Annotated in this window: 17 protein-coding genes; 8 read left to right on the top strand and 9 right to left on the bottom strand. The window is 67.2% G+C overall.

The window, feature by feature from the left end; all coding sequences use genetic code 11:
* Positions 1-50 precede the first annotated feature (50 nt).
* Together ABYF38_RS05595 and ABYF38_RS05590 are read left to right on the top strand one after the other, a co-directional pair.
* On the top strand, positions 51-560 hold the full coding sequence (locus tag ABYF38_RS05595; RefSeq protein WP_371151414.1) for a toll/interleukin-1 receptor domain-containing protein: 510 nt from the start codon (positions 51-53) through the stop codon (positions 558-560).
* Entirely contained in the window at positions 557-5,551 is a 4,995-nt protein-coding gene (locus tag ABYF38_RS05590) for an NACHT domain-containing protein (protein WP_371151413.1), read from the top strand. The genes ABYF38_RS05595 and ABYF38_RS05590 overlap by 4 nt, the downstream gene beginning before the upstream one ends.
* A gap of 94 nt (positions 5,552-5,645) precedes the next feature.
* On the opposite strand, the gene gndA is transcribed toward ABYF38_RS05590, so the two are convergent.
* From gndA to ABYF38_RS05570, 4 genes are all read right to left on the bottom strand, one after another.
* Positions 5,646-7,103 carry an NADP-dependent phosphogluconate dehydrogenase gene (gene gndA / locus ABYF38_RS05585; protein ID WP_371151412.1) on the bottom strand — a complete coding sequence of 486 codons (1,458 nt, stop codon included), beginning with the start codon at positions 7,101-7,103 and terminating at the stop codon, positions 5,646-5,648.
* 9 nt (positions 7,104-7,112) lie between these two features.
* Positions 7,113-8,408 carry a phosphoribosylamine--glycine ligase gene (gene purD, locus ABYF38_RS05580; RefSeq protein WP_371151411.1) on the bottom strand — a complete coding sequence of 432 codons (1,296 nt, stop codon included), beginning with the start codon at positions 8,406-8,408 and terminating at the stop codon, positions 7,113-7,115.
* Positions 8,409-8,692: 284 nt separating this feature from the next.
* Positions 8,693-8,890 carry a phosphoenolpyruvate carboxykinase domain-containing protein gene (locus ABYF38_RS05575; protein ID WP_371153000.1) on the bottom strand — a complete coding sequence of 66 codons (198 nt, stop codon included), beginning with the start codon at positions 8,888-8,890 and terminating at the stop codon, positions 8,693-8,695.
* A 48-nt stretch (positions 8,891-8,938) separates the two neighbouring features.
* Positions 8,939-9,613 carry a hypothetical protein gene (locus tag ABYF38_RS05570; RefSeq protein ID WP_371151410.1) on the bottom strand — a complete coding sequence of 225 codons (675 nt, stop codon included), beginning with the start codon at positions 9,611-9,613 and terminating at the stop codon, positions 8,939-8,941.
* A gap of 146 nt (positions 9,614-9,759) precedes the next feature.
* On the opposite strand from ABYF38_RS05570, the gene ABYF38_RS05565 reads away from it, so the two are divergent.
* Entirely contained in the window at positions 9,760-10,101 is a 342-nt protein-coding gene (locus tag ABYF38_RS05565) for a PadR family transcriptional regulator (RefSeq protein ID WP_371151409.1), read from the top strand.
* Positions 10,098-10,625 carry a hypothetical protein gene (locus ABYF38_RS05560; protein ID WP_371151408.1) on the top strand — a complete coding sequence of 176 codons (528 nt, stop codon included), beginning with the start codon at positions 10,098-10,100 and terminating at the stop codon, positions 10,623-10,625. The genes ABYF38_RS05565 and ABYF38_RS05560 overlap by 4 nt, the downstream gene beginning before the upstream one ends.
* Positions 10,626-10,805: 180 nt before the next feature.
* Here the strand turns inward: ABYF38_RS05560 and ABYF38_RS05555 are convergent, their stop codons facing one another.
* Positions 10,806-12,644 carry a phosphoenolpyruvate carboxykinase (GTP) gene (locus tag ABYF38_RS05555; protein ID WP_371151407.1) on the bottom strand — a complete coding sequence of 613 codons (1,839 nt, stop codon included), beginning with the start codon at positions 12,642-12,644 and terminating at the stop codon, positions 10,806-10,808.
* A gap of 843 nt (positions 12,645-13,487) precedes the next feature.
* Here ABYF38_RS05555 and ABYF38_RS05550 point away from each other — a divergent pair.
* Positions 13,488-14,543, top strand: coding sequence for a hypothetical protein (locus ABYF38_RS05550; RefSeq protein ID WP_371151406.1), 1,056 nt, complete (start codon positions 13,488-13,490; stop codon positions 14,541-14,543).
* 245 nt (positions 14,544-14,788) lie between these two features.
* Here the strand turns inward: ABYF38_RS05550 and ABYF38_RS05545 are convergent, their stop codons facing one another.
* Positions 14,789-14,956 carry a hypothetical protein gene (locus ABYF38_RS05545; RefSeq protein WP_371151405.1) on the bottom strand — a complete coding sequence of 56 codons (168 nt, stop codon included), beginning with the start codon at positions 14,954-14,956 and terminating at the stop codon, positions 14,789-14,791.
* A gap of 445 nt (positions 14,957-15,401) precedes the next feature.
* On the opposite strand from ABYF38_RS05545, the gene ABYF38_RS05540 reads away from it, so the two are divergent.
* Both ABYF38_RS05540 and ABYF38_RS05535 read left to right on the top strand, forming a co-directional pair.
* On the top strand, positions 15,402-16,211 hold the full coding sequence (locus tag ABYF38_RS05540) for a hypothetical protein (RefSeq protein WP_371151404.1): 810 nt from the start codon (positions 15,402-15,404) through the stop codon (positions 16,209-16,211).
* Positions 16,212-16,643: 432 nt separating this feature from the next.
* Complete coding sequence (locus tag ABYF38_RS05535; protein WP_371151403.1) at positions 16,644-17,561, top strand: hypothetical protein; 918 nt, start codon at positions 16,644-16,646, stop codon at positions 17,559-17,561.
* Between the two features lie 217 nt (positions 17,562-17,778).
* On the opposite strand, the gene ABYF38_RS05530 is transcribed toward ABYF38_RS05535, so the two are convergent.
* The 3 genes from ABYF38_RS05530 to cysS form a co-directional block, all read right to left on the bottom strand.
* A complete protein-coding gene (locus ABYF38_RS05530; protein WP_371151402.1) occupies positions 17,779-19,062 on the bottom strand; it encodes an adenylosuccinate synthase in 1,284 nt (427 codons plus the stop codon).
* Positions 19,063-19,507: 445 nt separating this feature from the next.
* Positions 19,508-20,497, bottom strand: a complete 990-nt coding sequence (gene rlmB / locus ABYF38_RS05525; RefSeq protein WP_371151401.1) for a 23S rRNA (guanosine(2251)-2'-O)-methyltransferase RlmB — start codon at positions 20,495-20,497, stop codon at positions 19,508-19,510.
* Positions 20,498-20,579: 82 nt separating this feature from the next.
* Positions 20,580-22,115, bottom strand: a complete 1,536-nt coding sequence (cysS, locus tag ABYF38_RS05520) for a cysteine--tRNA ligase (RefSeq protein ID WP_371151399.1) — start codon at positions 22,113-22,115, stop codon at positions 20,580-20,582.
* A 360-nt stretch (positions 22,116-22,475) separates the two neighbouring features.
* Between cysS and ABYF38_RS05515 the strand changes: the two genes are divergently transcribed.
* Positions 22,476-23,453: a hypothetical protein gene (locus ABYF38_RS05515; protein ID WP_371151397.1), complete on the top strand. Its 978-nt coding sequence runs from the start codon at positions 22,476-22,478 to the stop codon at positions 23,451-23,453.
* The last annotated feature ends 126 nt before the right edge of the window (positions 23,454-23,579 follow it).

Genomic DNA, 23,579 nt, shown 5'->3' with positions numbered 1-23,579 from the left:
CAGCGGATCTGTTCGGTAAGCTGGCGGCAACACCGCCGAAGGGAGTCACGATGAGTGTCGCGCCAGCACCCGTCCCTACCGTCAAGCTGTTTCTTTCTTGGTACTCCGGCGACAGGGAGTTGAAGGAGGACCTCGTCAACCGCCTGCGGATACGCCTCAGGATCGAGAAGGGAATCAACTTCGAGTGGTGGGATGACTCGGAGTTGAGCCTCGGGGAGAACTGGGAAGCCAAGCTCCGCGCCCACGTCGCAGAGGCGGACTACGTGCTGCAGTTCCTCTCCCCCGGTTTCCTCGCCAGCGAGATCATCGAAGAAATCGAACTCCAGAAAGAGGACGGTTCGGAGCTCAAGTTCCTGCCGGTTCAGTTGGTTTACGTCGACCCGCAGGACAAGAGCATCGACTGGAAGGGCCTCGACGAGTTGCAGCAGTTCTTCTCCTCCGGCCGCAGCTACGAGCAGACGCCCAGCAACGAGCGCAACGCCTTTGTAGACGCACTCGTCCGCAAGATTCGCGCCCGCGTCCTCACCACCGACGGCACCACCAACTGGAGCAAGGCATGAGCACCCAACTGACACCCTCCGGGGTCAAGCGAGCCCTCCCCAAGCTGCGCGATCACCTCACACCGATTCTCTACCGCCGCGTGGAGGCCATCGCCGACCAGTTGCAGGACGACGGCCTGATTCGCATCTACGATGCGATCGCCGCCACCGCGACCACCGACAGCCCCCCGTTGAAGGGATCAGCATTCCGGGAGTTCCGGTCCACCGTCGCGAAGGCAGCAGCCGAGGCCGGCATTCGGTTCTCCCTGGAGGCCGACAAGCGCAAGAGCGAGTGGGCCTACTTTGAGGGCGACGATCCGCTCACGGCCGAGATCGCAGCACGCTCGGATAAGGAGGCCCGCGCGGGCCTGCCCAAGGACGTAGTAGAAGCGGACGCCCAAGTGCCCGGCCCGATTCGCGTCTACTTCAGCGCGGCACTCCGGGAGCTGTCCCAGCCGAGCTCCCCGGCATCTGACTTGGTTGCGCGAGTAAAGACTGAGTTGCGCCTCACCGAGGACACTCCGGGCTTTGAGTTCGCCTCATCCGCTGACGCTCTGCTCGGCACCAACCGCAAGGATCATCTCGAGAACGCATGCAGCGGCGCGGACGTGATCATCGTCCTGCTTTCACCGGAGTACTTGCTGCCGGAAAACCGGGAACCGGAGATCGTCCACCAGTCGGGCAAACCAGTGGTGATCGTCAGTCTCCGCTCCGTCTCGGCAAAGGTAGAGATGCGCGGGCTCGAGCGGTCGCACGTCCTGTGGGACAGGGAACCCTGGGAGGAGAAGGACAACACGCAACGAAGCCATTCGATCGGTGACCTGCTGGCCGCTGTGAAGAGGGCACTGTCCCGGGAGAAGCCCCCGGCTCCATATCTCTCATGCACCGACTTGCTCGGAGAGCATGCGCGCAGGACTGCTAAGGGTCTTGGCGCGCAGGAATCGCAGGTCCCGTTGCACGCGTCCAGGGGACGGTTCGACAACACGGATCCTGGAGGAAACTACGACGCCGAGCACCGACTCGCCAAGGATCCGGCAGAAGCCGCCAGCGAGGGCTACACGCCTCGCCACGTCCAGGCGGTACCAGCCCTGCTGGAGTGGTCAAAGAACCGCGCCGAGAGCTCGCCACGCTTCGCCGCGTTGCTCGGCAACGTGGGCATGGGCAAGTCCACCGCGCTTAAGCAGCTGACCCTGCAGCTCCTGGATGCGCGCGAGCAGGACGCTTCGCTCCCCCTCCCCGTCCTCTTTGACCTGCGGGAGCTGAACGGCCGGAGCGTCGACGAGATGAGTGCCTGCGACCTCCTAGATGCCCTACTAAAGCGGACAGAAGACGTTGGGGACACCGCGACCGGCGCAGACGTAATGCAACTCGCCAAACTGGGGAACTGCGTCCTGCTTTTCGACGGCCTAGACGAGGCACTGGTGCACCTGACCGAGCAGCAGGGGCAGCGGCTGATCCAGCGCCTGTGGCAGATCGCGGGCGACAATCCGACCACCAGGCTGGCGATCTCCTGCCGCACCCATTACTTCCGTACCCTCCGCGACGAGGTATCGACATTCCTCAGCCAGGGACGGGAGAGCGTGAACGAAAGCGACTACCTGGTCCTCCACATGCTGCCGTTCACCCAGGAGCAGGTGAGGGAATACATCGCGAGCAACGTCGGTGCAGGCCGAGTCGCTTCGATCATGGCCATGATCCGCTCGGTCTATAACCTCACTGAGCTATCGGCCCAGCCAATGCTGCTGCGGATGATCACGGCAGCACTCGAGCCGCTGCAGCGGCGCGCCCTGCGGGGAGAGACAATGCGTTCGGTCGACCTGTACGAGTCTTTCGTATCCCAGTGGCTTGCCAGGGACGACGGCAAGCACGAACTGCTGCCCGACCACAAGTTGCTGCTGATGGAGGACCTCGCGGCGCAGCTCTGGCGCGGCGGGCGCCGCACCTGGAAGGTGCAGGACCTCGAAAACTGGATGCTCCGCTTCATGCGAAACCACCCGGACATGGAACTCCACTACGAGAAGCGCCTCCCGGGCCTCTGGAAGGACGATCTGCGTACCGCAACCTTCGTGACCCGTAGCGGCGACGACTACGGCTTCGCGCACACGTCCCTGCTCGAGTATTTTCTGGCCAAGCACCTCCTGCGCCTGCTCGCGGCGGGAACCGACGCCGCCCAAGCGGACTGGGCCAAACTTGCCCCCAGCCCCGAGGCGCAGCGTTTCCTCATCGAGGCTCTGCTCGGTCTGCGCGCGGACGAACTGTCTACATGCCTGACGACGCTCGCCGAACTGGGGCGCAGGCAAGAAACCGGCATCCGCGTCCTCAACTTTGCCGCAACAGCCCTCAAGCTCGGTCTGCGGATTTCCGACTTGCGCGGTCTCGACGCGCGGGGAGCAGAGTTGGACGACTTCCGCTTGGAGTCTTCAACTCAACTCGACCTGTCTGGTGCTCGCTTCGACGGCACCTCGTTCCGCCACGCCCGCTTTCAAGGCCTGCTCCTCGACAACGCGAGCTTCGCGGCCTGCGACCTGACCTCCGCCTCCTTCGTCGGCTGCAAGATGACAGGCACCTCGTTCGATAGTGCGACGCTTGCGGGCGCGACATTCAGAAACTCGGCACTTCTAGCGTGCTTCACAGACACGGCCGACTGCTACCACACCGACCTGATCTCCTGTAGGGACGTACCGATCCTTCCCCTTGGGACGCGAATCGCTCCGAGCCCCCAGCTCGGCCTTCCCATCCCCTCCACCCTCACCGGCCACACCAGCCCGGTGTTCTCCGGCGCCTACAGCCCCGACGGCACCACCATCCTCACCACCAGCTACGACAACACCGCCCGCATCTGGGACACCCACACCGGCCAGGCACTCCACACCCTCACCGGCCACACCAGCCCGGTGTTCTCCGGCGCCTACAGCCCCGACGGCACCACCATCCTCACCACCAGCTGGGATGGCACCGCCCGCATCTGGGACACCCACACCGGCCAGGCACTCCACACCCTCACCGGCCACACCAGCCCGGTGTTCTCCGGCGCCTACAGCCCCGACGGCACCACCATCCTCACCACCAGCGACGACAACACCGCACGCATCTGGGACACCCACACCGGCCAGGCACTCCACACCCTCACCGGCCACACCAACCGGGTACGCTTTGGCGCCTACAGCCCCGACGGCACCACCATCCTCACCACCAGCTACGACAACACCGCCCGCATCTGGGACACCCACACCGGCCAGGCACTCCACACCCTCACCGGCCACACCAACCGGGTGACCTCCGGCGCCTACAGCCCCGACGGCACCACCATCCTCACCACCAGCTGGGATGGCACCGCCCGCATCTGGGACACCCACACCGGCCAGGCACTCCACACCCTCACCGGCCACACCAACCGGGTGACCTCCGGCGCCTACAGCCCCGACGGCACCACCATCCTCACCACCAGCGACGACAACACCGCCCGCATCTGGGACACCCACACCGGCCAGGCACTCCACACCCTCACCGGCCACACCAACCGGGTACGCTTTGGCGCCTACAGCCCCGACGGCACCACCCTCCTCACCACCAGCTACGACAACACCGCCCGCATCTGGGACACCCACACCGGCCAGGCACTCCACACCCTCACCGGCCACACCAGCCCGGTGTTCTCCGGCGCCTACAGCCCCGACGGCACCACCATCCTCACCACCAGCGCCGACAACACCGCCCGCATCTGGGACACCCACACCGGCCAGGCACTCCACACCCTCACCGGCCACACCAACACGGTGTTCTCCGGCGCCTACAGCCCCGACGGCACCACCATCCTCACCACCAGCGCCGACAACACCGCCCACATCTGGGATGCCAAAACCGGCCAGGCACTCCACACCCTCACCGGCCACACCAACACGGTGTTCTCCGGCGCCTACAGCCCCGACGGCACCACCCTCCTCACCACCAGCTGGGATGGCACCGCCCGCATCTGGGATGGCACCGCCCGCATCTGGGATGCCAAAACCGGCCAGGCACTCCACACCCTCACCGGCCACACCAACCGGGTGACCTCCGGCGCCTACAGCCCCGACGGCACCACCATCCTCACCACCAGCTGGGATGGCACCGCCCGCATCTGGGATGCCACAACCGGCCAAACCATCCACACCCTCACCGGCCACACCGACTGGGTGGAGTTTGGTACCTACAGCCCCGACGGCACCACCATCCTCACCACCAGCGACGACAACACCGCCCACATCTGGGATGCCAAAACCGGCCAGGCACTCCACACCCTCACCGGCCACACCAACCGGGTGACCTCCGGCGCCTACAGCCCCGACGGCACCACCATCCTCACCACCAGCTGGGATGGCACCGCCCGCATCTGGGATGGCACCGCCCGCATCTGGGATGCCACAACCTGCCAGGAACTCCACACCCTCACCGGCCACACCAACCGGGTGACCTCCGGCGCCTACAGCCCCGACGGCACCACCATCCTCACCACCAGCGACGACAACACCGCCCGCATCTGGGATGCCAAGACCGGCCAAACCATCCACACCCTCACCGGCCACACCGACTGGGTGGAGTTTGGTACCTACAGCCCCGACGGCACCACCATCCTCACCATCAGCGCCGACAACACCGCCCGCATCTGGGACACCCACACCGGCCAGGAACTCCACACCCTCACCGGCCACGCCAACACGGTGGTCTCCGGCGCCTACGGCCCCGACGGCACCACCATCCTCACCACCAGCACCGATTCCACCGCCCGCACCTGGGACACCCACGCCGGCCAGCAAACCGGGATCCAGCTCGACTTCCTGCCGGAGGGCGAGGTAGTGGTCCGCGACGGTGCCACCCAGGAGATCCTGGGCGCCTCCGACGGCGCCTGGCGCTGGCTGGGCATCACCGTGGTGCAGGACGACCGCCTGGTGCGCCTGCCCGCCGAAATGGGCGGCATGCTGCCGCCCCTTTCGGCACTCGGCCGCACCCCCACCTCCCCGGCAACAGCCTGAGCCGCGCGCACACAAAGCCGGGGGCCGGGGGATTGAAAAATCCCCCCCGGCCCCCGGCCCTTGCTCTGGCTCAGCCCAGCCCTATCGGGCTATCTCAGCTCCACTGCTCCTCGCTGCGGTCGCCCGCCCACACCACGTGGAACTTGCCCGCGCGGTCCGTGCGCTCGTACGTGTGGGAGCCAAAGTAGTCGCGCTGCCCCTGGATCACCGCAGCCGGCAGGCGCTCTGCGCGCAGGCCGTCGTAGTACGCCAGCGAGGACGCGAACGCCGGGGCCGGCACCCCGCCCAGCGCAGCCGCGCTCACCACGCGGCGCCACGCCGCCAGCGCCTTCCCAACCACAGGCGCAAAGTAGGTGTCCGCCAGCAGCAGGTTCAGCTCCGGCTGGCGCTCGTAGGCCTCCGTGATGCGGTCCAGGAAGCGCGCCCGGATGATGCAGCCATCGCGCCAGATGCGCGCCATCGCCCCCAGGTCCACGTTCCACCCGTACTCGTCGCTGGCCGCGCGGATCTGGTCAAAGCCCTGCGAGTACGCCACCAGCTTCGAGGCGTACAGAGCCAGGCGCACGTCCTCAATGAACGCCGCCCGGTCCTCCACCTCGATGCGCTGCGCCTCGCCCGGCAGGCTGCGCGCGGTCTGACGCTGCGCCACCGCCCCGGACAGCGAGCGCGCGAACGTCGCCTCCGCGATCCCCGTGACCGGCACGCCCAACTCCAGGGCATTCTGCACGGTCCAGCGACCGGTGCCCTTCTGCCCGGCCACGTCCCGCACCACGTCCACGAACGCCTTACCGGTGGCGGCGTCGGTGTGGCGCAGCACCTCTGCGGTGACCTCGATCAGGTAGGACTCCAGATCCCCCGTGTTCCACTCGGCAAAAATCTCGCCCAGCTCCTGCGCGCTGGCCCCCAGGCCCACGCGCAGCAGGTCGTAGGCCTCGCCGATCAGCTGCATGTCCGCGTACTCGATGCCGTTGTGCACCATCTTCACAAAGTGGCCGGCACCGTCCGGGCCCACGTAGGTGCAGCACGGCACCCCGTCCACCTTGGCGGAGATGGACTCCAGCATCGGGCCCAGGCGGTCGTAGGACTCGCGCGTGCCACCCGGCATGATCGCCGGGCCCTCCAGCGCACCCTGCTCACCACCGGACACGCCCGTGCCCACAAAGTGCAGGCCCCGCTCGCGCAACGCGGCCTCCCGGCGCCGGGTGTCCTCATAGAAGGAGTTGCCGGCGTCCACGATGATGTCGCCCTCCTCCATGCGCTGCGCCAGCTGCTCGATCACGGCGTCCGTGGCCGCGCCGGCCTGCACCATGATGATGGCCACGCGCGGGCGCGCCAGGGAGGCAACGAAGTCGTCCATGCCGTGCGTGAGCACAAACTCGCCCTCGTCCCCGTGGGCCGCGAACACCTGGTCGGCCTTCGCGTCGGTGCGGTTGTGCAGGGCCACCTTGTGGCCGTGGCGGGCGAGGTTGCGAGCCAGGTTGGAGCCCATCACGCCCATGCCGGTCACGCCGATGTCTGCGCTACCGGGGGCGGGGGTCTGGTACTCGGTCATGTCAGCCTCTCAGATCTGCGCAGCGATGTCGCTACGGTGGTGGGAGCCCTCCAGGGCCAGGTGCGAAAGGGCGGCGTAGGCAGCGGTGCGGGCGGCGGGAACGTCGTCCCCCTCACCGACCACGCAAAGGACGCGGCCACCGTTAGCCACCAGTTGGACGACGTCGCCGCCGGCCTCCACGCGCTTGGTACCCGCGTGAATCACGTGGGCGCCTACGCTGGCGTTGGCCGCGTCGATGCCGGTGATCTCACCGCCGGTCGTGACGGTGCCCGGGTAGCCGGGGGCCGCCAACACCACGGTGACTGCGGCGCCCTCGCTCCACTCCAGCGGCGGGTGGGCGGCCAGCTCGCCACGGGCGGCGGCCAGCAGCAGCTGCGGCAGGGAGGAGCGCAGGCGGGCCAGGACCACCTGGGTCTCCGGGTCGCCAAAGCGCACGTTGAACTCGACCACGCGCAGGCCCTTAGAGGTCAACGCCAGGCCGCAGTAGAGCAGGCCGCTGAACGGGGTGCCGCGCCGCGCCATCTCCCGCAGCACCGGCAGCGCCACCGTGTCCACGACCTCCTGGGACAGGCCCGCCGGTGCCCACGGCAGCGGCGAATACGCACCCATGCCGCCCGTGTTGGGGCCTTGGCCGCCGTCGTAGGCGCGCTTGAAGTCCTGCGCCGGGGCCAGCGGGATGGCGCTCTGGCCGTCGCAGATGCAGAACAGGGAGACCTCCGGGCCGTCCAGGAAGTCCTCGATCACCACACGCTTGCCCGGCGTGCCCTCCGCGTCCAGATCCGCGTCCTCGGCCAGTCCCAGGCAGGCGGCGGCGTGGGCGCGCGCGGCGGCGCGATCCTCCGTCACCACCACGCCCTTGCCTGCGGCCAGGCCGTCGTCCTTCACCACGTGCGGGGCGCCGAACTCCTCCAGCGCCGTGTCCACCTGCGCCAGCGTGGTGCACACGCGCGCCTGCGCCGTCGGAACGCCTGCGGCCTCCATGACCTCCTTGGCGAAAGCCTTAGATCCCTCCAGCTGGGCCGCCGCGCCCGACGGGCCAAACACCGGGATACCGGCGGCACGCACCGCGTCCGCCATCCCGGCCACCAGCGGTGCCTCCGGGCCGACCACCACCAGGTCCACGCCGTGTTCCCGGGCGGCTGCGGCCACCGCCTCCCCGTCCAGGATGTCCAGCTCCAGCAGCTGCGCCAGCTCCCCAATGCCCGGGTTACCCGGGGCGGCCAGCAAAACCGTGGACTCGTCATTACGCAATGCACGGGCGATGGCGTGCTCGCGGCCGCCCGAACCCAACAAGAGGATCTTCACGCCCCAAGCGTATCGCGCGATTCCCTGCGGCAAGCGGGGCGTTCACCACACGCGAGGCGCACCCCTTCAATTCACCCACCGGGGCCGGCATCGCCCACCCGCGCCCGGCCGCCCCGCGCCCTGCCTCCTACCGGCCGCCCCGCGCCCGGCCGCCCTTGGCAGACCACTCCGGGCGGCAGCGTCGTCCACCCGCCAGGCCACACAAAAGACCGGGCCCCGCCCTCCCACGTGGGGAGAAGCGGGGCCCGGCCTCTAGCCGCCTAGAGCGGCGGCCTCACCTGAGATCAGGCGCCAGCGCGCTCGCGCAGCTTGGCCAGCTGCTCGCGCACAGCGGCGGGAACCTTGTCACCGAACTGCTCCAGGTACTCCTCGGTCAGGTCGGCCTCGGCCAGCCAGCGCTCCGGCTCGATCTTGAAGAGCTCGGCCCGTGATTGCGATTTCATGAGCCCTTGAGTTCTAACAGTCCCAACATTGCCGCGGATTACACCTACAGGAACGGGATACCTCCCCCTGCCCTAAGGGAATAGTCGCTAGTCCCCCCACCAGTATGAGCTGACTCCACCGTTCGGATAGCCCGTGAGGTCCGCATTGATCGTCCCCAGCTGGAATGCAAGCCCCTTAAGCGGGCCAATGTCATAGTTGAAGGTTGCGGTCAACCGTGCAGTTCGCCCACCTGCACCGACCCATGCCGATTTTGAAGTCTGACCTGTCTTGACTAGTGGGTTCAGGTTACGCACGACAACCGCCTTCGAGTGGTTGATCTTAGTAACCCTTCCACCAGTCACGCGATACCCCACCTCAACTCTATACTCGAGAACCTTCAGGCCGAGTACCTTCACCCATCTATTGGATGAAACCGAGCGATCAGTGGATGCAGCAAAGGGTGATACCGCTACAGAACGGAGTGACGCATCTTGAGCAGTTGCCACTTTGCCTTCGTCCACCCCCTCAAGGCTTCCAGCGCCCTCCGCATATAGCTCAGGATTAGACAACAGCTCCACAAACTTCTGCTGCTCCACTGCGGTGAGAGCTTCGAAATCATCGAGCAACTCAGGTGCTTCATCAGCGAGATATTCGCTGTACTCCGTCACCGTGATCGCCGGGATGTCATCAGCACTACTGGCCTTTGCCGGTGCGGTCAGAAAGAGGGAGAACGCCGCTGCGCACGCGACAACGCTTGCGACCCTCTTGAACATCGATCTCACAATGAGCTTCCTTTCGGGACACAGTGCCAGCCAACACCCTGCACACCGCATCGGGCAGTGCACACCCACAGGCAAGGGATGGAGGCACCCTGACGTACCTCACACTGGCTGGTATCTGACTATAATAGGTACCGGAGGTTTTGCAAATGACCGATGGAGCATCTGCAGTCGTAGTGCAATTGCGGAAGGGAGTGCTGGAGTACTGCGTCCTTCGGCACCTGGACTCAGGACCGACCTACGGACTCGAGCTGGCAAATCGACTGAGCGAAGATGGGCTGATCTCACATGGCGGTTCGCTGTACCCGCTGTTGGCACGGCTGCGAAAGCAAGAAATGGTGGAGACCTTTTGGCAGGAGTCCGAGTCCGGCCCGCCTCGCCGCTACTACCGCCAAACACCTCAAGGTCGAGCAGCGCTACGGCAGTTCCTTGCCGAATGGCGCACATTCACAGAGAAAGTAGACAACCTCATGGAAGGCGTGGACGAATGAGAACAGGTACCGAAATAAACGCATACATGGGCCATCCGCTTGTGCGCACCTACCTAAGCGACCTAGACGCGGCTCTCGAAGGCACCGATTCAAGCGAAGCCCGAATCATCAAACAATCTGTGCGTGAGCATCTCGTTTCCGAGTTCGCCCTCGTCAAGCAAGAGCTCCCAGACCAGCAGATTGTTGCAGAGATACTGGACAGGCTTGGCCCAGTCGACTCGATCGCCAACACACTCGGCGAAGCCAACCTCCCACACGCACGGCGTGACGTGGTACCTCAGAAGACCACCACACCGACAATCATCTTGACCGCACTTTCCGTGGCACTCTTGCCGTTCGCGGCTGGGGTGTCAGCCGCCCTCTCGGCAATCGCTCTAGTGATTGCAGTCCGGTGGAGGCCATCCAGGACTCGACGTTACGTGATTGCGGCAAACGTGGTCGTGCTCGCAGTAGCCCTAGTCCTATTGATCACGGCCTTCGTTACCGCGTCCCTTCTTCTCGGCACAGACGTCGGAGTGGGTTGAGGCCCCTTCAGAGCACTGGAGGAACAATCGGTTAGATCGAGCTGGCGCCCCGTCTCCCTGCGCAGACCACCCCGGGCGGCAGCGTCGTCCACCCACACAAAAGACCGGGCCCCGCCCCTCCCACACCGGGAGAAGCGGGGCCCGGCCTCTAGCCGCCTAGAGCGGCGGCCTCACCTGAGATCAGGCGCCAGCGCGCTCGCGCAGCTTGGCCAGCTGCTCGCGCACGGCGGCGGGAACCTTGTCACCGAACTGCTCCAGGTACTCCTCGGTCAGGTCGGCCTCGGCCAGCCAGCGCTCCGGCTCGATCTTGAAGAGCTCGGCCCACTGAGCCTCGGACATGTCCAGGCCGTCCAGGTTGAAGTCGGCCTTGTGCGGGTAGCGACCGGTCACGCCGTCAACGGCCTCAACCTGGCCGGAGACGCGCTTGACGATCCAGTCGAGCACGCGGGAGTTGTCACCGAAGCCCGGCCACAGCCAGTTACCCTCGTCGTCCTTGCGGAACCAGTTGACCTGGTAGATGCGCGGAGCCTTCTCGCCCAGGGTCTCGCCCATCTCCAGCCAGTGCCCCCAGTAGTCGGCCATGTTGTAGCCGCAGAAGGGCAGCATGGCGAACGGGTCGCGGCGCAGCGCACCCACGGACAGGTCCAGGGCGGCAGCGGTGATCTCGGAGGAGACGGTGGCGCCGATGAACACGCCGTGCTCCCAGTCGTAGGCCTCGGCAACCAGCGGCACGTTGGTGGCGCGGCGGCCACCGAACAGGATGGCGTCAACCGCAACACCCTGCGGGGCCTCCCAGTCCTCGCAGATGATCGGGCACTGCGCGGCCGGAACGGTGAAGCGGGAGTTCGGGTGGGCGGCCTTCTCACCGGACTCGGGGGTCCAGTCGTTGCCCAACCAGTCGATGGCGTGGGCCGGGGCGTCGCCGTCCATGCCCTCCCACCAGACGTCACCGTCGTCGGTCAGCGCGACGTTGGTGAAGATGGTGTTCTCCTTCATGGAGTCCATGGCCATCGGGTTGGTGGAGTAGGAGGTGCCGGGGGCAACACCGAAGAAGCCAGCCTCCGGGTTGATGGCGTACAGGCGACCGTCCGGGCCGGGACGCATCCAGGCGATGTCGTCACCCACGGTCTCCACCTTGTAGCCCGGGATGGTGGGCTGCAGCATGGCGAGGTTGGTCTTGCCACAGGCGGACGGGAAGGCAGCGGTCACGTGGTACTGCTTGCCGCTCTTCTCGTCGGTCAGGCGCAGGATCAGCATGTGCTCGGCCATCCAGCCCTGGCGGCGGGCCATGGTGGAGGCGATGCGCAGGGCGTAGCACTTCTTGCCGAGCAGGGCGTTGCCGCCGTAGCCGGAGCCGTAGGACCAGATCTCGTTGGTCTCCGGGAAGTGGGTGATGTACTTCTCGTCGTTGCACGGCCAGGCGACATCCTCGACCTTGTTGCCGTCAGCGTCGATCAGCGGGTAGCCAACGGAGTGGACGGCGGGAACCCACTCGCCACCCTCGTTGATCAGGTCCATGGCCTTGGCGCCCATGCGGGTCATGATGCGCATGTTGAGGACCACGTACGGGGAGTCAGAGATCTCCACACCGAGCTTGGAGATCGGGCCACCCAGCGGCCCCATGGAGAAGGGGATGACGTACATGGTGCGGCCGGCCATGGCGCCGTCGAACACCTTGTTCAGGGTCTCCTTCATCTCGGCAGGAGCGCACCAGTTGTTGGTCGGGCCGGCGTCCTCCTCCTTCTCAGAGCAGATGAAGGTGCGGGACTCAACACGAGCCACGTCGCTCGGCAGGGAGCGGGCCAGGAAGGAGTTGGGGCGCTTCTCCGGGTTCAGGCGGATGAAGGTGCCGGCCTCAACCATCTCGGTGGAGAGGCGGTCCCACTCTTCCTGAGAACCGTCAGCGAAGTACACGGCAGCAGGCTTGGCCAGCTCTGCGGTGCGGATCACGAAGTCGAGCACGTCAGCCGGGCAGTTAGCCGGCGCGGCTGCGCGGATCTCCTCAACGGTAACGGTCATGGACTTGCCTCCTGGGCTTGAGTTTTTCAGACGTTCCAATAGAACCGCATCACGCCCGCTTTTTTCTTGGGCCAACGTCCCGTCCCCCCAAGTCTGAAGTGTGACGTGCGCCGCACGGCTCTGTGTGATTGGCGCAATTCGCTTGCGAATCTATCCGGTGGGTTTGGGCGGCCGCAATGGGGTGGGCTCGTTTACGCGACTGACGAAAGGGCGGGGCCGCTTTTCCCCCGCGCCGCCCGGTTTTCTCACTCCATGGACGACGCTCCTCTCACCCCTCTTTCCCCCTCGCCGCCCCGGATGGGCCGTCGGGAGGGAGGCGGGTGTGCTCGGTGGTTTTGTCGCTTCCGGCGTAACCGAGGGGTGCCTCGGTGGGTGTGCTCCCCCTGCCCCGCCGGTTGCCCGCCCCCACCGGGTCTGGCCGCTCCTCGATTCGCCGAAACTTGTCCAAACCTCACGAGACTTGTCCTTAGCGGGGTGGCTAATGACAAGGCTCGGCGCGGTTTGACAAGTTTCGACGGGGGAACTGGGTGACACGGCGCCTACCCGAGGCCGCTGCGGGAGGCGCCGGGGTGGGAGTGCAGGGGCGCAGGTCAGGCCGGCGGTGGGGCGGGCGCGGCTAGGGGAGGGTGGGCGGAGCGTCGGCCATGCGGGCGGGCAGGCCAGGTGGGCTCCAAGCGCGAGGGGCGACGCGAGGGGGCGCGGGCGTCAACAGGGTGCAGCCAGCCTCCACGAAAACCGTAGCGGCGTGTAAAACTCTTGCCTGTAGGCCGCGCGCGAGTGCGGGACCGTTTGGCTTTGGCCGCCGACCAGGCGCCGCCGCCGTTAACTGAGAGGCAGATTTAGATGATTTGGGCGTGGATCGGACTGGGGGTGCTGGGACTGGCGCTCATTGCGCTGTCGGTGTACCTGTTTGTGCTTTCTCGGAAGCCGGCCGCCTCCCCCGCCCCCGCAGCCGCGCCGGGCGTGGGCGCGCATGGGGTGGGCTACCCGGGCGGCGTCGGCTATCAGGGCTACGGCCAGGCACGGGGAGCGCCGCAGGCCTACGGCGCTCCCGCTGGCTACGGCGCCGCTGCTGGATACGGCACCGCTGCTGGTCACGGAGCGGTCGGATACGGAGCCGGTGCACCGGGCTACGCCGGCCAGGGCTACGGGGCACCCGCAGGCGGCGAGGCTTATGGCGGCGCTTACGGCGCGCCGGCGCAGCCCTACGGGGCACAAAGCCAGGGCTTCGGGACACCGGGCCAGGGCTATGGGGCAGGCGCCCAGGCCGAGGGCTGGGGCGTGCCTGCGCAGGCCCAGCAGGGCGTCGGACAGCAGTGGGGTGCCGGGCAGTGGGACGCACAGCCGCAGGCTGCCGCTCAGGCACCCACCCAGGTGTTTGCCGCGCCGCAGGGCGCTGGCCAAGCCCCCACCCAGGCGTTTGCCGCGCCGCAGCAAGGCGCCTTCCAGTCCGCTTCCTTCCCGCAGGGCGGGGCGCACCAGGTGGGTGCGGACGCGCCGGCGCAAGCGCCCACCCAGCAGTGGGAGGCCCCGCAGGCTGCCCAGACGGTAGCGTCGGTCACTGAGCCGGCAAGTGAGCCGGTCGCCGCACCGGCTAGTGAGCCGGCGGCGGAGGTTGCCGTGCCGACGGCGGAGGTTGCCGTGGAGCCTGCGCCGGTGGCGGAGCCGGCTGTTGAGGCGGTCCAGGTCGAGGACGCACCCGTTTCTGAGCCGGTTGCCGAGCCTGTCGCTGAGTCGGCACCCGTGGCCGAGCAGAACGTCGCTGTTGCCGCAGAGCTTCCTGAGGCCGCCCCGGCGGCCCCGGCGACCCCGGCCGACCAGGCCCAGCCCGAAGCCCCCGCTCAGCCCGGGGCTCCGCTGAACTGGGGCCCGCCCACGCAGGCACCCGAGCAGCAGTAGTTCTCACCGGGTTGGCCCCTAGTCTTCGGGGCTTCACGATCTGGATTGGGTGGGTCCGACGACGTCGGACCCACCCAATGCTTTTGAGGAGCCTCACAGACGTTGGCGCAACAGCACGCTTCGAGCCCACCGACCGGTGCGCTGGTTCTGCTCTTATCCCCACAGGGGCGGGAGCCGGAGCGAGGAGCGATGGTGCACTCGGGGCGGGCGGCGGCTCATCCCCGCAGGGGCGGGAGCCCGAGGAGCTAGAAGGATTCAGAATGGGCGGGCGCAGATTGGCCGCCCCGGGCCAAGAACCGGGAGCGGGCACCGGCGGACCACGCCGGAGGCTCGGCCGACGTCCAGAACGACGGCTCGCGCTCTGCCTGCGCCAGCTGGCTCTCCGCAGGCTGCGCCGGGTCGGTGTTGCGCAAACGGTTGAGCCCTTGTGGCTCCTGTTGAGCCTTTGTTGTAGCGGTTGCTGCGTTCTTGCACCTCTTGTGGCTCTACGACGCCGATTAACGGACCAATAGGTCGCCCAAAGGCTCAGGAGCTACAACAAAGGCTCGGGAGCTGCAATAAGGGCTCAACTGTTTGCGCACGCTCTCCTCCCCAAGTTCGCACCGGCGGCCATAACGCACCCGGGCACGCATCTGCTCACCCGCCCGCCTCCCCACGCTCGCAACGACGGCATGCCCGAGCGAGCAACGGGATTGGCAGGAGCCACCCGAGAGTGGTCGGCAACGCTGGTCCGGGCGACGGGCCCGGATAGCAGGGGCCCGTCCGGGCCGGCTTTCCCAGCGCCTTAGTCCGCAGGGAAACACGTCACTATCCACACCCATAAGCCCGCGCCTGTTTGTGACGTGAGATACTTGCCGCATGAATAACAGCACTTCATCCCGCAAGCGCAACCGCATTCTGGCTGCGATTCTGCTCCCCGTCGCCCTCCTGCTTTCGGCCTGTGAGGTCAAGGCGGACTGGACCATCAACACCGACAAGTCCCTGGACTTCACGTTCTTCGTTGACGCTCCCGAGCTGGCTGGCTTCCCCGACATGGAGAACTTCTGCTCCGGCATGCAGGAGAGCTTCGAGTCCACCGCTCAGCTCAAGGGCGCGACCATCGAGGTCAAGGACCTGGGTGGAGAGGGTTCCCCGAAGTGTGAGCTGACCGCCAAGGGCATCTCCACCGAAGACGCCGGTTCTGGCTTCAAGTTCGAGGGTGACAAGGTCACCGTCACGATCGAGGGCAACCAGTTCTCTGACATGACCGGCCAGCTGGGCATGCTGGGCGGCGAGATCAAGTTCTCCATGTCCTTCACCTTCCCGGGCCCGGTCAGCGAGGCCAGCGTTGGTGAGATCGACGGCAACAAGGTCACCATCAACAACGTTGAGGACCTGGCCAAGGGCGTCACGATCGTTGCCTCCATGACCTCCTCCGGTGTCGGTGGCGGCAACCTGATGTGGATCCTGCTGACCATCGGTGGTCTGGTTGCCGTGGGCGGTGTGGTTGCCGTCGTGCTGGTGAACAAGAAGAAGGCCCAGGCCGCGCAGGCCCCGGCCGCCTACCCGATGGGTGCCCAGCCGGGTTACCCGGCTCAGCCGCAGCAGCCGATGGCCCCGCAGCAGGGCTACCCGACCCAGCCGCAGCAGCCGATGCCCCCGCAGCAGCCTTACCCGCCGCAGGGCTGAGCAGCGGCTTCCCTAAACACCATGCGCGGTGAATAGCGCAGGTTTCTCGGTTTGTCCGGGACGGCCACTGGCCGTCCCGGACAACCTTTTTCAGCCACCGCTTCGCCACCACGCTCCACCAACCACCGCACCCCTGATCGCGCCGCCTCGCTGTGGCGGACGCCAAGGCAGTGTCGGCAACCTGGACTGCGACCCTCATCGCGCCGCCTCAAGTGAACTGACCCCCTAAAGGGCCTGCCCCTTGGGATCAACCGTGCGCGGGGTTCAACACACCCGGAGCCCAGCCGTGTTCGAGGCTCAACTGGGCCCACGCCACACCCTCACCGGGGTAGGAGCCTCCTGCCGGCACACGGCGGCACACTCCTGAAGCGATGCCCAAAACGCCGCTCTAACCGCCTGCCACGCTAGAAGCCCGTGCGGCATAATCCGCGTATGGCAACAGGTATCAAGACGCGCAAACGCAATCGAATTCTGGCTGCTGTGCTGCTGCCAGTCGCACTACTGCTTTCTTCTTGCTCAATCAAAATGGACATCGGCCTGAACGTCGATAAAACCGTGGACATCGTGTATGAGGTTGACCTCCACGAGATGTACGGCATAGACGGCTCGAACGACCCTGAGGCTTTCTGCGCTTCGATGTTTGAAGAGTCTTCCCAGTCGCTGCCCGAAGGTAGCTTCACCATGGAGAACGTCGGTACCGACACCGCACCAGTTTGCAAGCTGACGGCGCAGAGTGTGCCGGTCGATACCGCCGACGGGATGGGGATCGTTTTCGAGGGCGACACCGTAACGGTGACAATCGACGGTTCCACGTTCAACGATCCCGAAATGGATCGGGTGGAAGGTTTCCTGAACCAGCTCGACTTCTCTTTCACCATGACCTTCCCAGGCAAGGTAAGCGAATCCACGATCGGTTCCATCGATGGCAACAAGGTGACCATCTCCAAATTTGAGGACTTCCAGCAGGGCGGCACCATTGTGGCCTCGATGATCCCTAGCAAGAGCGACTACTTGCTGTGGATCCTCCTGGTAGGCGGTGTCTTGTTGGTTGGAGGTGGTGTAGCTGCCTTCTTCATCATGAACAACAAGAAGAAGGCCGCCGCCGCTGCCTTGGCTCAGCCCTATCCGGTTCCCAACTCATACGGCCCTGGCCAGGCAGGACCTCAGGGCTCTCAGCCCCAGGCAGCGCACCACTTCCCGCCGCAGCAGGCCTACCCGGTTCAGCAGCCGTACCCGGCTCAGCCCCAGCAGCCCGTGGCGCCGCAGCAGGGCTACCCGGCCCAGCAGCCGTACCCGGCTCAGCCCCAGCAGCCGATGCCCCCGCAGCAGCCATACCCGCCGCAGGGCTGACCAAGGGACAACATGGACCATCCCGGGGGCGGCCACACGCCGCCCCCGGGGCTAGTTAACGCGAACTTCCAGCCCTCCCGCACAGCTTGGGCTAGGGGCGCGCTCCACAGCTAGGGACATCGTCGCCGCCAGACTTTTCGCACAGCTAAGGGCTTGGGGGTGACGGTCAAACGACCGTCACCCCCAAGCCCTTAGGTCCTCCCCAGCTGGCTCTTGCCTACAGCAGGGGGAAACGGGAGATGGTGGCCTCGCGGCCCGGGCCAACACCGATGGCGCTGACGCGGCAGCGGCCCAGCTCCTCGATGCGCAGCACGTAGTCCTGCGCCGCCTTGGGCAACTCCTCGAAGGTGCGGGCCCCGGTGATGTCCTCGGTCCAGCCCGGCATCTCCTCGTAGATCGGCTTGGCGTGGTGGAAGGAGGTCTCGTCCATCGGCATCTCGTCCATGCGCACGCCGTCCACGTCGTAGGCCACGCAGATCGGAATGCGCTCGTAACCGGTCAGGACGTCGAGCTTGGTGAGCACCAGGTCGGTCAGGCCGTTGACGCGGGTGGCGTAGCGGGTCACCACGGCGTCGTGCCAACCGCAGCGGCGCGGCCGGCCGGTGGTGGTGCCGAACTCGCCGCCCTTGGCGCGCAGGCCGTCGCCCACCTCGTCCAGCAGCTCGGTCGGGAACGGGCCCTCGCCCACGCGGGTGGTGTAGGCCTTGGCCACGCCCACCACGCGGTCGATACGGGTGGGGCCCACGCCGCTACCGGTGCAGGCGCCGCCGGCGGTCGCGGAGGACGACGTCACGTACGGGTAGGTGCCGTGGTCGACGTCGAGCATCGTGGCCTGCCCGGCCTCGAACAGCACGGTCTTGCCGGCGTCCAGGGCGTCGTTGAGCAGGGCGGAGGCGTCCACGACCATCGGGCGGACCCGCTCGGCGTACTTCAGCAGCTCCTCGGTCACGGCGGCCGGGTCCACGGCGCGACGGTTGAAGATCTTCACCAGCAGGTGGTTCTTCTGCTCCAGCGCGCCCTCCACCTTCTGCGCCAGGATGGAGGCGTCGAAGAGGTCCTGGATGCGGATGCCCACGCGGTTCATCTTGTCCGCGTAGGTGGGGCCGATGCCGCGACCGGTGGTGCCGATCTGGCGGGCGCCCAAGAAGCGCTCGGTGACGCGGTCCAGGGTGCGGTTGTATGAGGGGATCACGTGCGCGTCTGCGCTGATGCGCAGGCGAGAGCAGTCGATGCCGCGGGCCTCCAGGTGGGTGATCTCGTCAAAGAGCACCTCCAGGTCCACCACCACGCCGTTGCCGATGACGGGGGTGACGCCCGGGGAGAGGATTCCCGAGGGCAGCAGGTGCAGGGCGTACTTCTCGCCGTCGATGACGACGGTGTGGCCTGCGTTGTTGCCGCCGTTGAACTTGACCACGTAGTCGACGTCCGCGCCTAGCTGGTCCGTCGCCTTGCCCTTGCCTTCGTCGCCCCACTGGGCGCCGAGCACGATCACTGCGGGCATTGTTTTCTCCTTTTGCGCCGCGGAGTCGTGGCGCAGGTTGGGCTTTCCCGGGCCGCAATGCCGTGCGGCCGGGCGGGGATTCGTGCCCGACGCTCCTCCCGGCGCCCCCTCGATTGGAGGCCGGGCACCGGGCACCTTTTCCCAGGCATGAGTGTAGTTGAGGGGCCCGAGGCCGGGGAGTGGGCGGCCGTGGGATGGGCCTTACAAAAGCGCTCGCGCGCCACGCCCGCCGGGGCCGGGGCGGGGGTGCCGCCGACCCCGCTCCGCGCTAGGCGCCGACGCGAACGGCTCCCCCGGGCATGGCCGTAGGTGGGCGCCCGCAGGCACGCCGCTCGCGTTGAACCCCACAGGCTCCCCGGGCAAAAGCCGGGTGGGCGGCTGGGAAACCAGCCGCCCACCCGGGACCCGCTGCGGACCACCTCCCGGTAGCCCGTGCCAGCAAGCTCTACTCTGCGGCGCGCGCCTGGGCGACCTCGTACAGAGCGATCCCCGTCGCCACGGCGGCGTTGAGGGACTCCACGGACGCGGCGATCGGGATGGAGACGATCGCGTCGCACGCCTGACGCACCAGGCGGGACAGGCCCTTGCCCTCGCTGCCGGTGACCAACACCAGCGGGGAGGTGGCCAGCTCCAGCTGGCGCACCATCACGTCCCCGCCGCCGTCCAGGCCCACCACGAAGCAGCCCTCCTCCTTCAGCCGCTCCAGCTCCTGAGTCAGGTTGGTGGCCATCGCCACCGGCACGCGCGCGGCCGCGCCGGCGCTGACCTTCCAGGCGGTGGCGTTCATGGAGGCGCTGCGGCGCGAGGGGATCAGCACCCCGTCGGCCCCGAACGCGCCCGCCGACCGCAGCACCGCGCCCAGGTTGTGCGGGTCGGTCACGCCGTCCAGCGCCACGATCAGGGGGGCGTGCCCGGCAGCGTCGGCCGCCTCCAACAGGTCCAGGGCGCTGGCGTACTCGTAGCCGGGGATCTCCACGGCCACGCCCTGGTGCACCGCGCCGTCGGTGAGCTTGTCCAGCTCGCCGCGCGTCACCTCGATCACCGGCGCGCCCTGGGCGGCGGCCTCGCGGACCACCTCGGCAACGCGATCGTCGCTCACGCCGCCGGGAGCCATCAGCACCCGCTGGATCGGGATGCCGGCGCGCACGGCCTCACTGACCGGGTTGCGGCCGCTGATCAGCTCGTTACCGGCCTTCGGCTTCAGGCCCGGGCGCAGGCGCGGGGAACGCATGCCCTCCACGGACTTCGCGTCGCGCGCCCGCTTCTCCGCCCTCGCCTTGGCGCGCGCGGCCGGGTGGTAGGCGCGGTCCTCCGCCTTCGGGGTGGGGCCGCGCCCCTCGAGCTTCTTGCGGGCGTGCCCGCCGGTGCCCTTGTGCGCGCCCTTCTTGGAGCCGACCTTTCGCACGGCGCCGCGCCGCTGGGAGTTTCCAGCCATTACTTCTCCTTGCAGTTGGACGACGCTTTCCCTGCCGCCCACATTACTTAGTTAGTCACTGCCCGGCCGGGGCCGGGGCTAATCAATTCTCGTCGACGTGCCAGCGCGGCCCGCTGGGCGAGTCCTCCACCACGATACCGGCGGCGCTCAGACGGTCGCGCACCGCGTCCGCCAAGGCCCAGTTCTTCTCGCGGCGGGCCGCCAGGCGCTCCTCCAGGGCGCTCTTGACCAGCGTCATGAGGGCGCGCTCGCGCGGCTGGGACTGCGCAGCGCCCGTGGCCTGCCCGCGCCACTGCTCGGAGAGCGGATCCAGCCCCAGCACCTCCAGCATGACCCGGACCTCCCGGGCGGCCCGGGCGGCGCTGGCGGCGTCCCCCGCCGCCAGCGCCGAGTTGCCCTCGCGCACCCGCTCGTGCACCACCGCGAGCGCGGCGGACACGTTCAGGTCGTCGTCCATGGCGGCCGCGAACGCCTGCGGGAACGGCACCGCGCTCGCCCTCTCGGCGCCCGCGCCCGCGCCCTCCCCGGCGCCCGCCTCACCGAAACCAGGCTGCTCGGTGGGGGCGGCCGGGGCGGCAGCGTCGTCCACCCGCTCCCCCTTAAGGGGGGCGGCCACCGACTCATCCTGCTCTGCGGCGCGCTCCACAAAACCGCGCAGACGCTCCCACACCGTCGCGGCGCGGGCCAGCGTCTCGTCCGAATACTCCACCGTCGAGCGGTAGTGCACACTCACCAACGCCAAACGCACCACCGCCGCGCTGTGCTGGCGCAGAATCTGCTCCACCACCAGGGAGTTACCGAGCGACTTGCTCATCTTCTCCCCCGCGATCGTCACCCACGCGTTGTGCAGCCAGAAACGCGCCGAACCGTCCCCGGCCGCCCGCGACTGCGCCATCTCGTTCTCGTGGTGCGGGAAGCGCAGGTCGATGCCGCCCCCGTGAATATCGAACTCCGGGCCCAAGAAGCGGCGGCTCATCGCCGAACACTCCAGGTGCCACCCCGGGCGGCCCCTGCCCCACGGCGTGTCCCAGGCGGCGTCGGCCGGCTCACCCGGGCGCGCAGCCTTCCACAGCGCAAAATCGCGCGGGTCACGCTTGTCGCCCTCGCCGTCCTCGCTGGCCTGCGTGGCATCGTCCCCGCCCTGGTTCGTCAACGCCCCATACTGCGGGAAGGACGGCACATCAAAGTAGACGTTGCCCGGGTTGCCCACGTACGCGTGGCCCGCCTCGATCAGCTCCCCGATCAACGCCACCATCTCGCCCACGTAGCCCGTGGCGCGCGGCTCGTAGGTGGGTGGCAGCACGCCCAGCGCGTCGTAGGCGGCTGTGAACTCCCGCTCGAAACGGTAGGCCCACTCCCACCAGCGGCGCCCGGCCTGCGCGGACTTCGCCAAGATCTTGTCGTCAATGTCCGTCACGTTGCGCACGAACGTGACCTCGTAGCCGCTCGCCAGCAGCCAGCGGCGCAGCACGTCGAACGCCAGGCCCGACCGCAAGTGCCCGATGTGCGGGCTGCCCTGCACCGTCGCCCCACACAGGTAGATGCTGGCCTGTCCCGGACGGATCGGGGTGAAGGTACGCACGCTACGGGAGGCGGAATCAAACAGTTGCAGGCTCACGGGCTTTAGCCTACCGGGCTGCCGCTGCGGCGCGGCGGGGCGGGCCCCGGGCGCGGGGGTTGTCCGGCGCGGCGGGCCTCAGACGGGCCAAGGTGTGGCGAGGCGAGGGCGGAACGTCGTTCCCGTATTTCAAATTCGTACGACCTAGACCTTATGCAGCCGACCTAGACCGCAGAACACCCCGCAAGGTCTAGGTCGAGTGCACAAGGTCTAGGTCGACCGGTTTAGCGATCAAGGGAGAGAACCTATCCACAGACCACCCGCCGCAGCTCTATCCCCAGACGCAAGTGACTGACACCGGGCTCACCGCACGCGCATACCCGGTTGGCGCAGCGCGGTCGTCCGTTTGACTGTATGACCATGCCCATCGAAGACGACCTCGCGGAGATACAACTCAGGCTGCGCCATACCAGCCATGACGGCCTTCGCTACACACCCAGCTGCGGCACAAAGATTTGTCGTGGCTGGCACCTGATCCCCAGCTCTGCAGATAATGACCGCTCACCTTGGCAGATTCGCCATCTCATCCACTTGGCAGCCGTCACCGCGACCGCCAAAGCACGCCCCACTCCTCCTGTTTTCACGCGTGAAACAGCACTATTGCTGCACGGCATTCCTACGCTGTACCCACACAGAACCATCTCACTTCGGTCACCCACTCCCACCAAAATGCGCTCGCTGCCACCAGTTGTTCACCAGGGCGTGAGATGCGAGCAACGGCTGCGGCAGGTTTGGAGCGCCCAGCGGCTCCCGCCCATCGAGGTAGCCGGCCTGCTGGTGGACTCTTTGCCGGAGACGGCCGTTGAGATTGCCCTAACCGCTCCGGAAGAGGAGGCCGCCATCGCGGTGAGCGGGATACTGCGCAGGCTAAGCGCCTTCGACCGTTTCGATCTGGTCGGCTCCAGAGCCCGAGAAGCAAGCGCCCGCGCGACGCTGCAGAGACTGCTAGACACCTGCGGGCCAACCAACGGCAGTCGGCGGGCGCTCCAGATACTTCAGTCCGCTGACGCCGGCTGTGAGAACCCCGCAGAGGCCAAGCTGCACCATCTTCTACTGCAGCTCTTCCCCGAACCGCTTGTCACCCAGTGCGAACAATGGGTTGGGCGTAACCGGTACTTCATCGACATGGCGTTGCCTGACCGGCGCCTGGCATTCGAGTTCGATGGGATGGCCAAGCTCGGCACGACCACTGCCGAATTTGAGCGCGCCAAGCGCGAAATGTGGGATCGGCAGCGCGACCTCCAGGATGCGGGGTGGCAGGTGGTGCGCGTCAGGTGGGACGAGTTTTCAGACACAAACCGACTGGTCGGCCGCATTCTGCGCGCGGCAGGCCGGTAGATGGACGACGTTGCCACCTTGCCACACCTTTGCACCTGGCCAGCGGCGCGGCAGGCGGTCCCGGTGAAGTGTTCAGTGTGGAGCAGGTCCCGCGACGCCCTCTCGTAGCCCGCCAGGCTCCGGGCA

Origin of the sequence: Buchananella sp. 14KM1171 (assembly GCF_041380365.1) — a bacterium.
Taxonomy (GTDB): domain Bacteria; phylum Actinomycetota; class Actinomycetes; order Actinomycetales; family Actinomycetaceae; genus Buchananella; species Buchananella felis.
The sequence above is the reverse complement of the archived record's forward strand: the minus strand, read 5'-3'. Positions and strand labels throughout refer to the sequence as shown.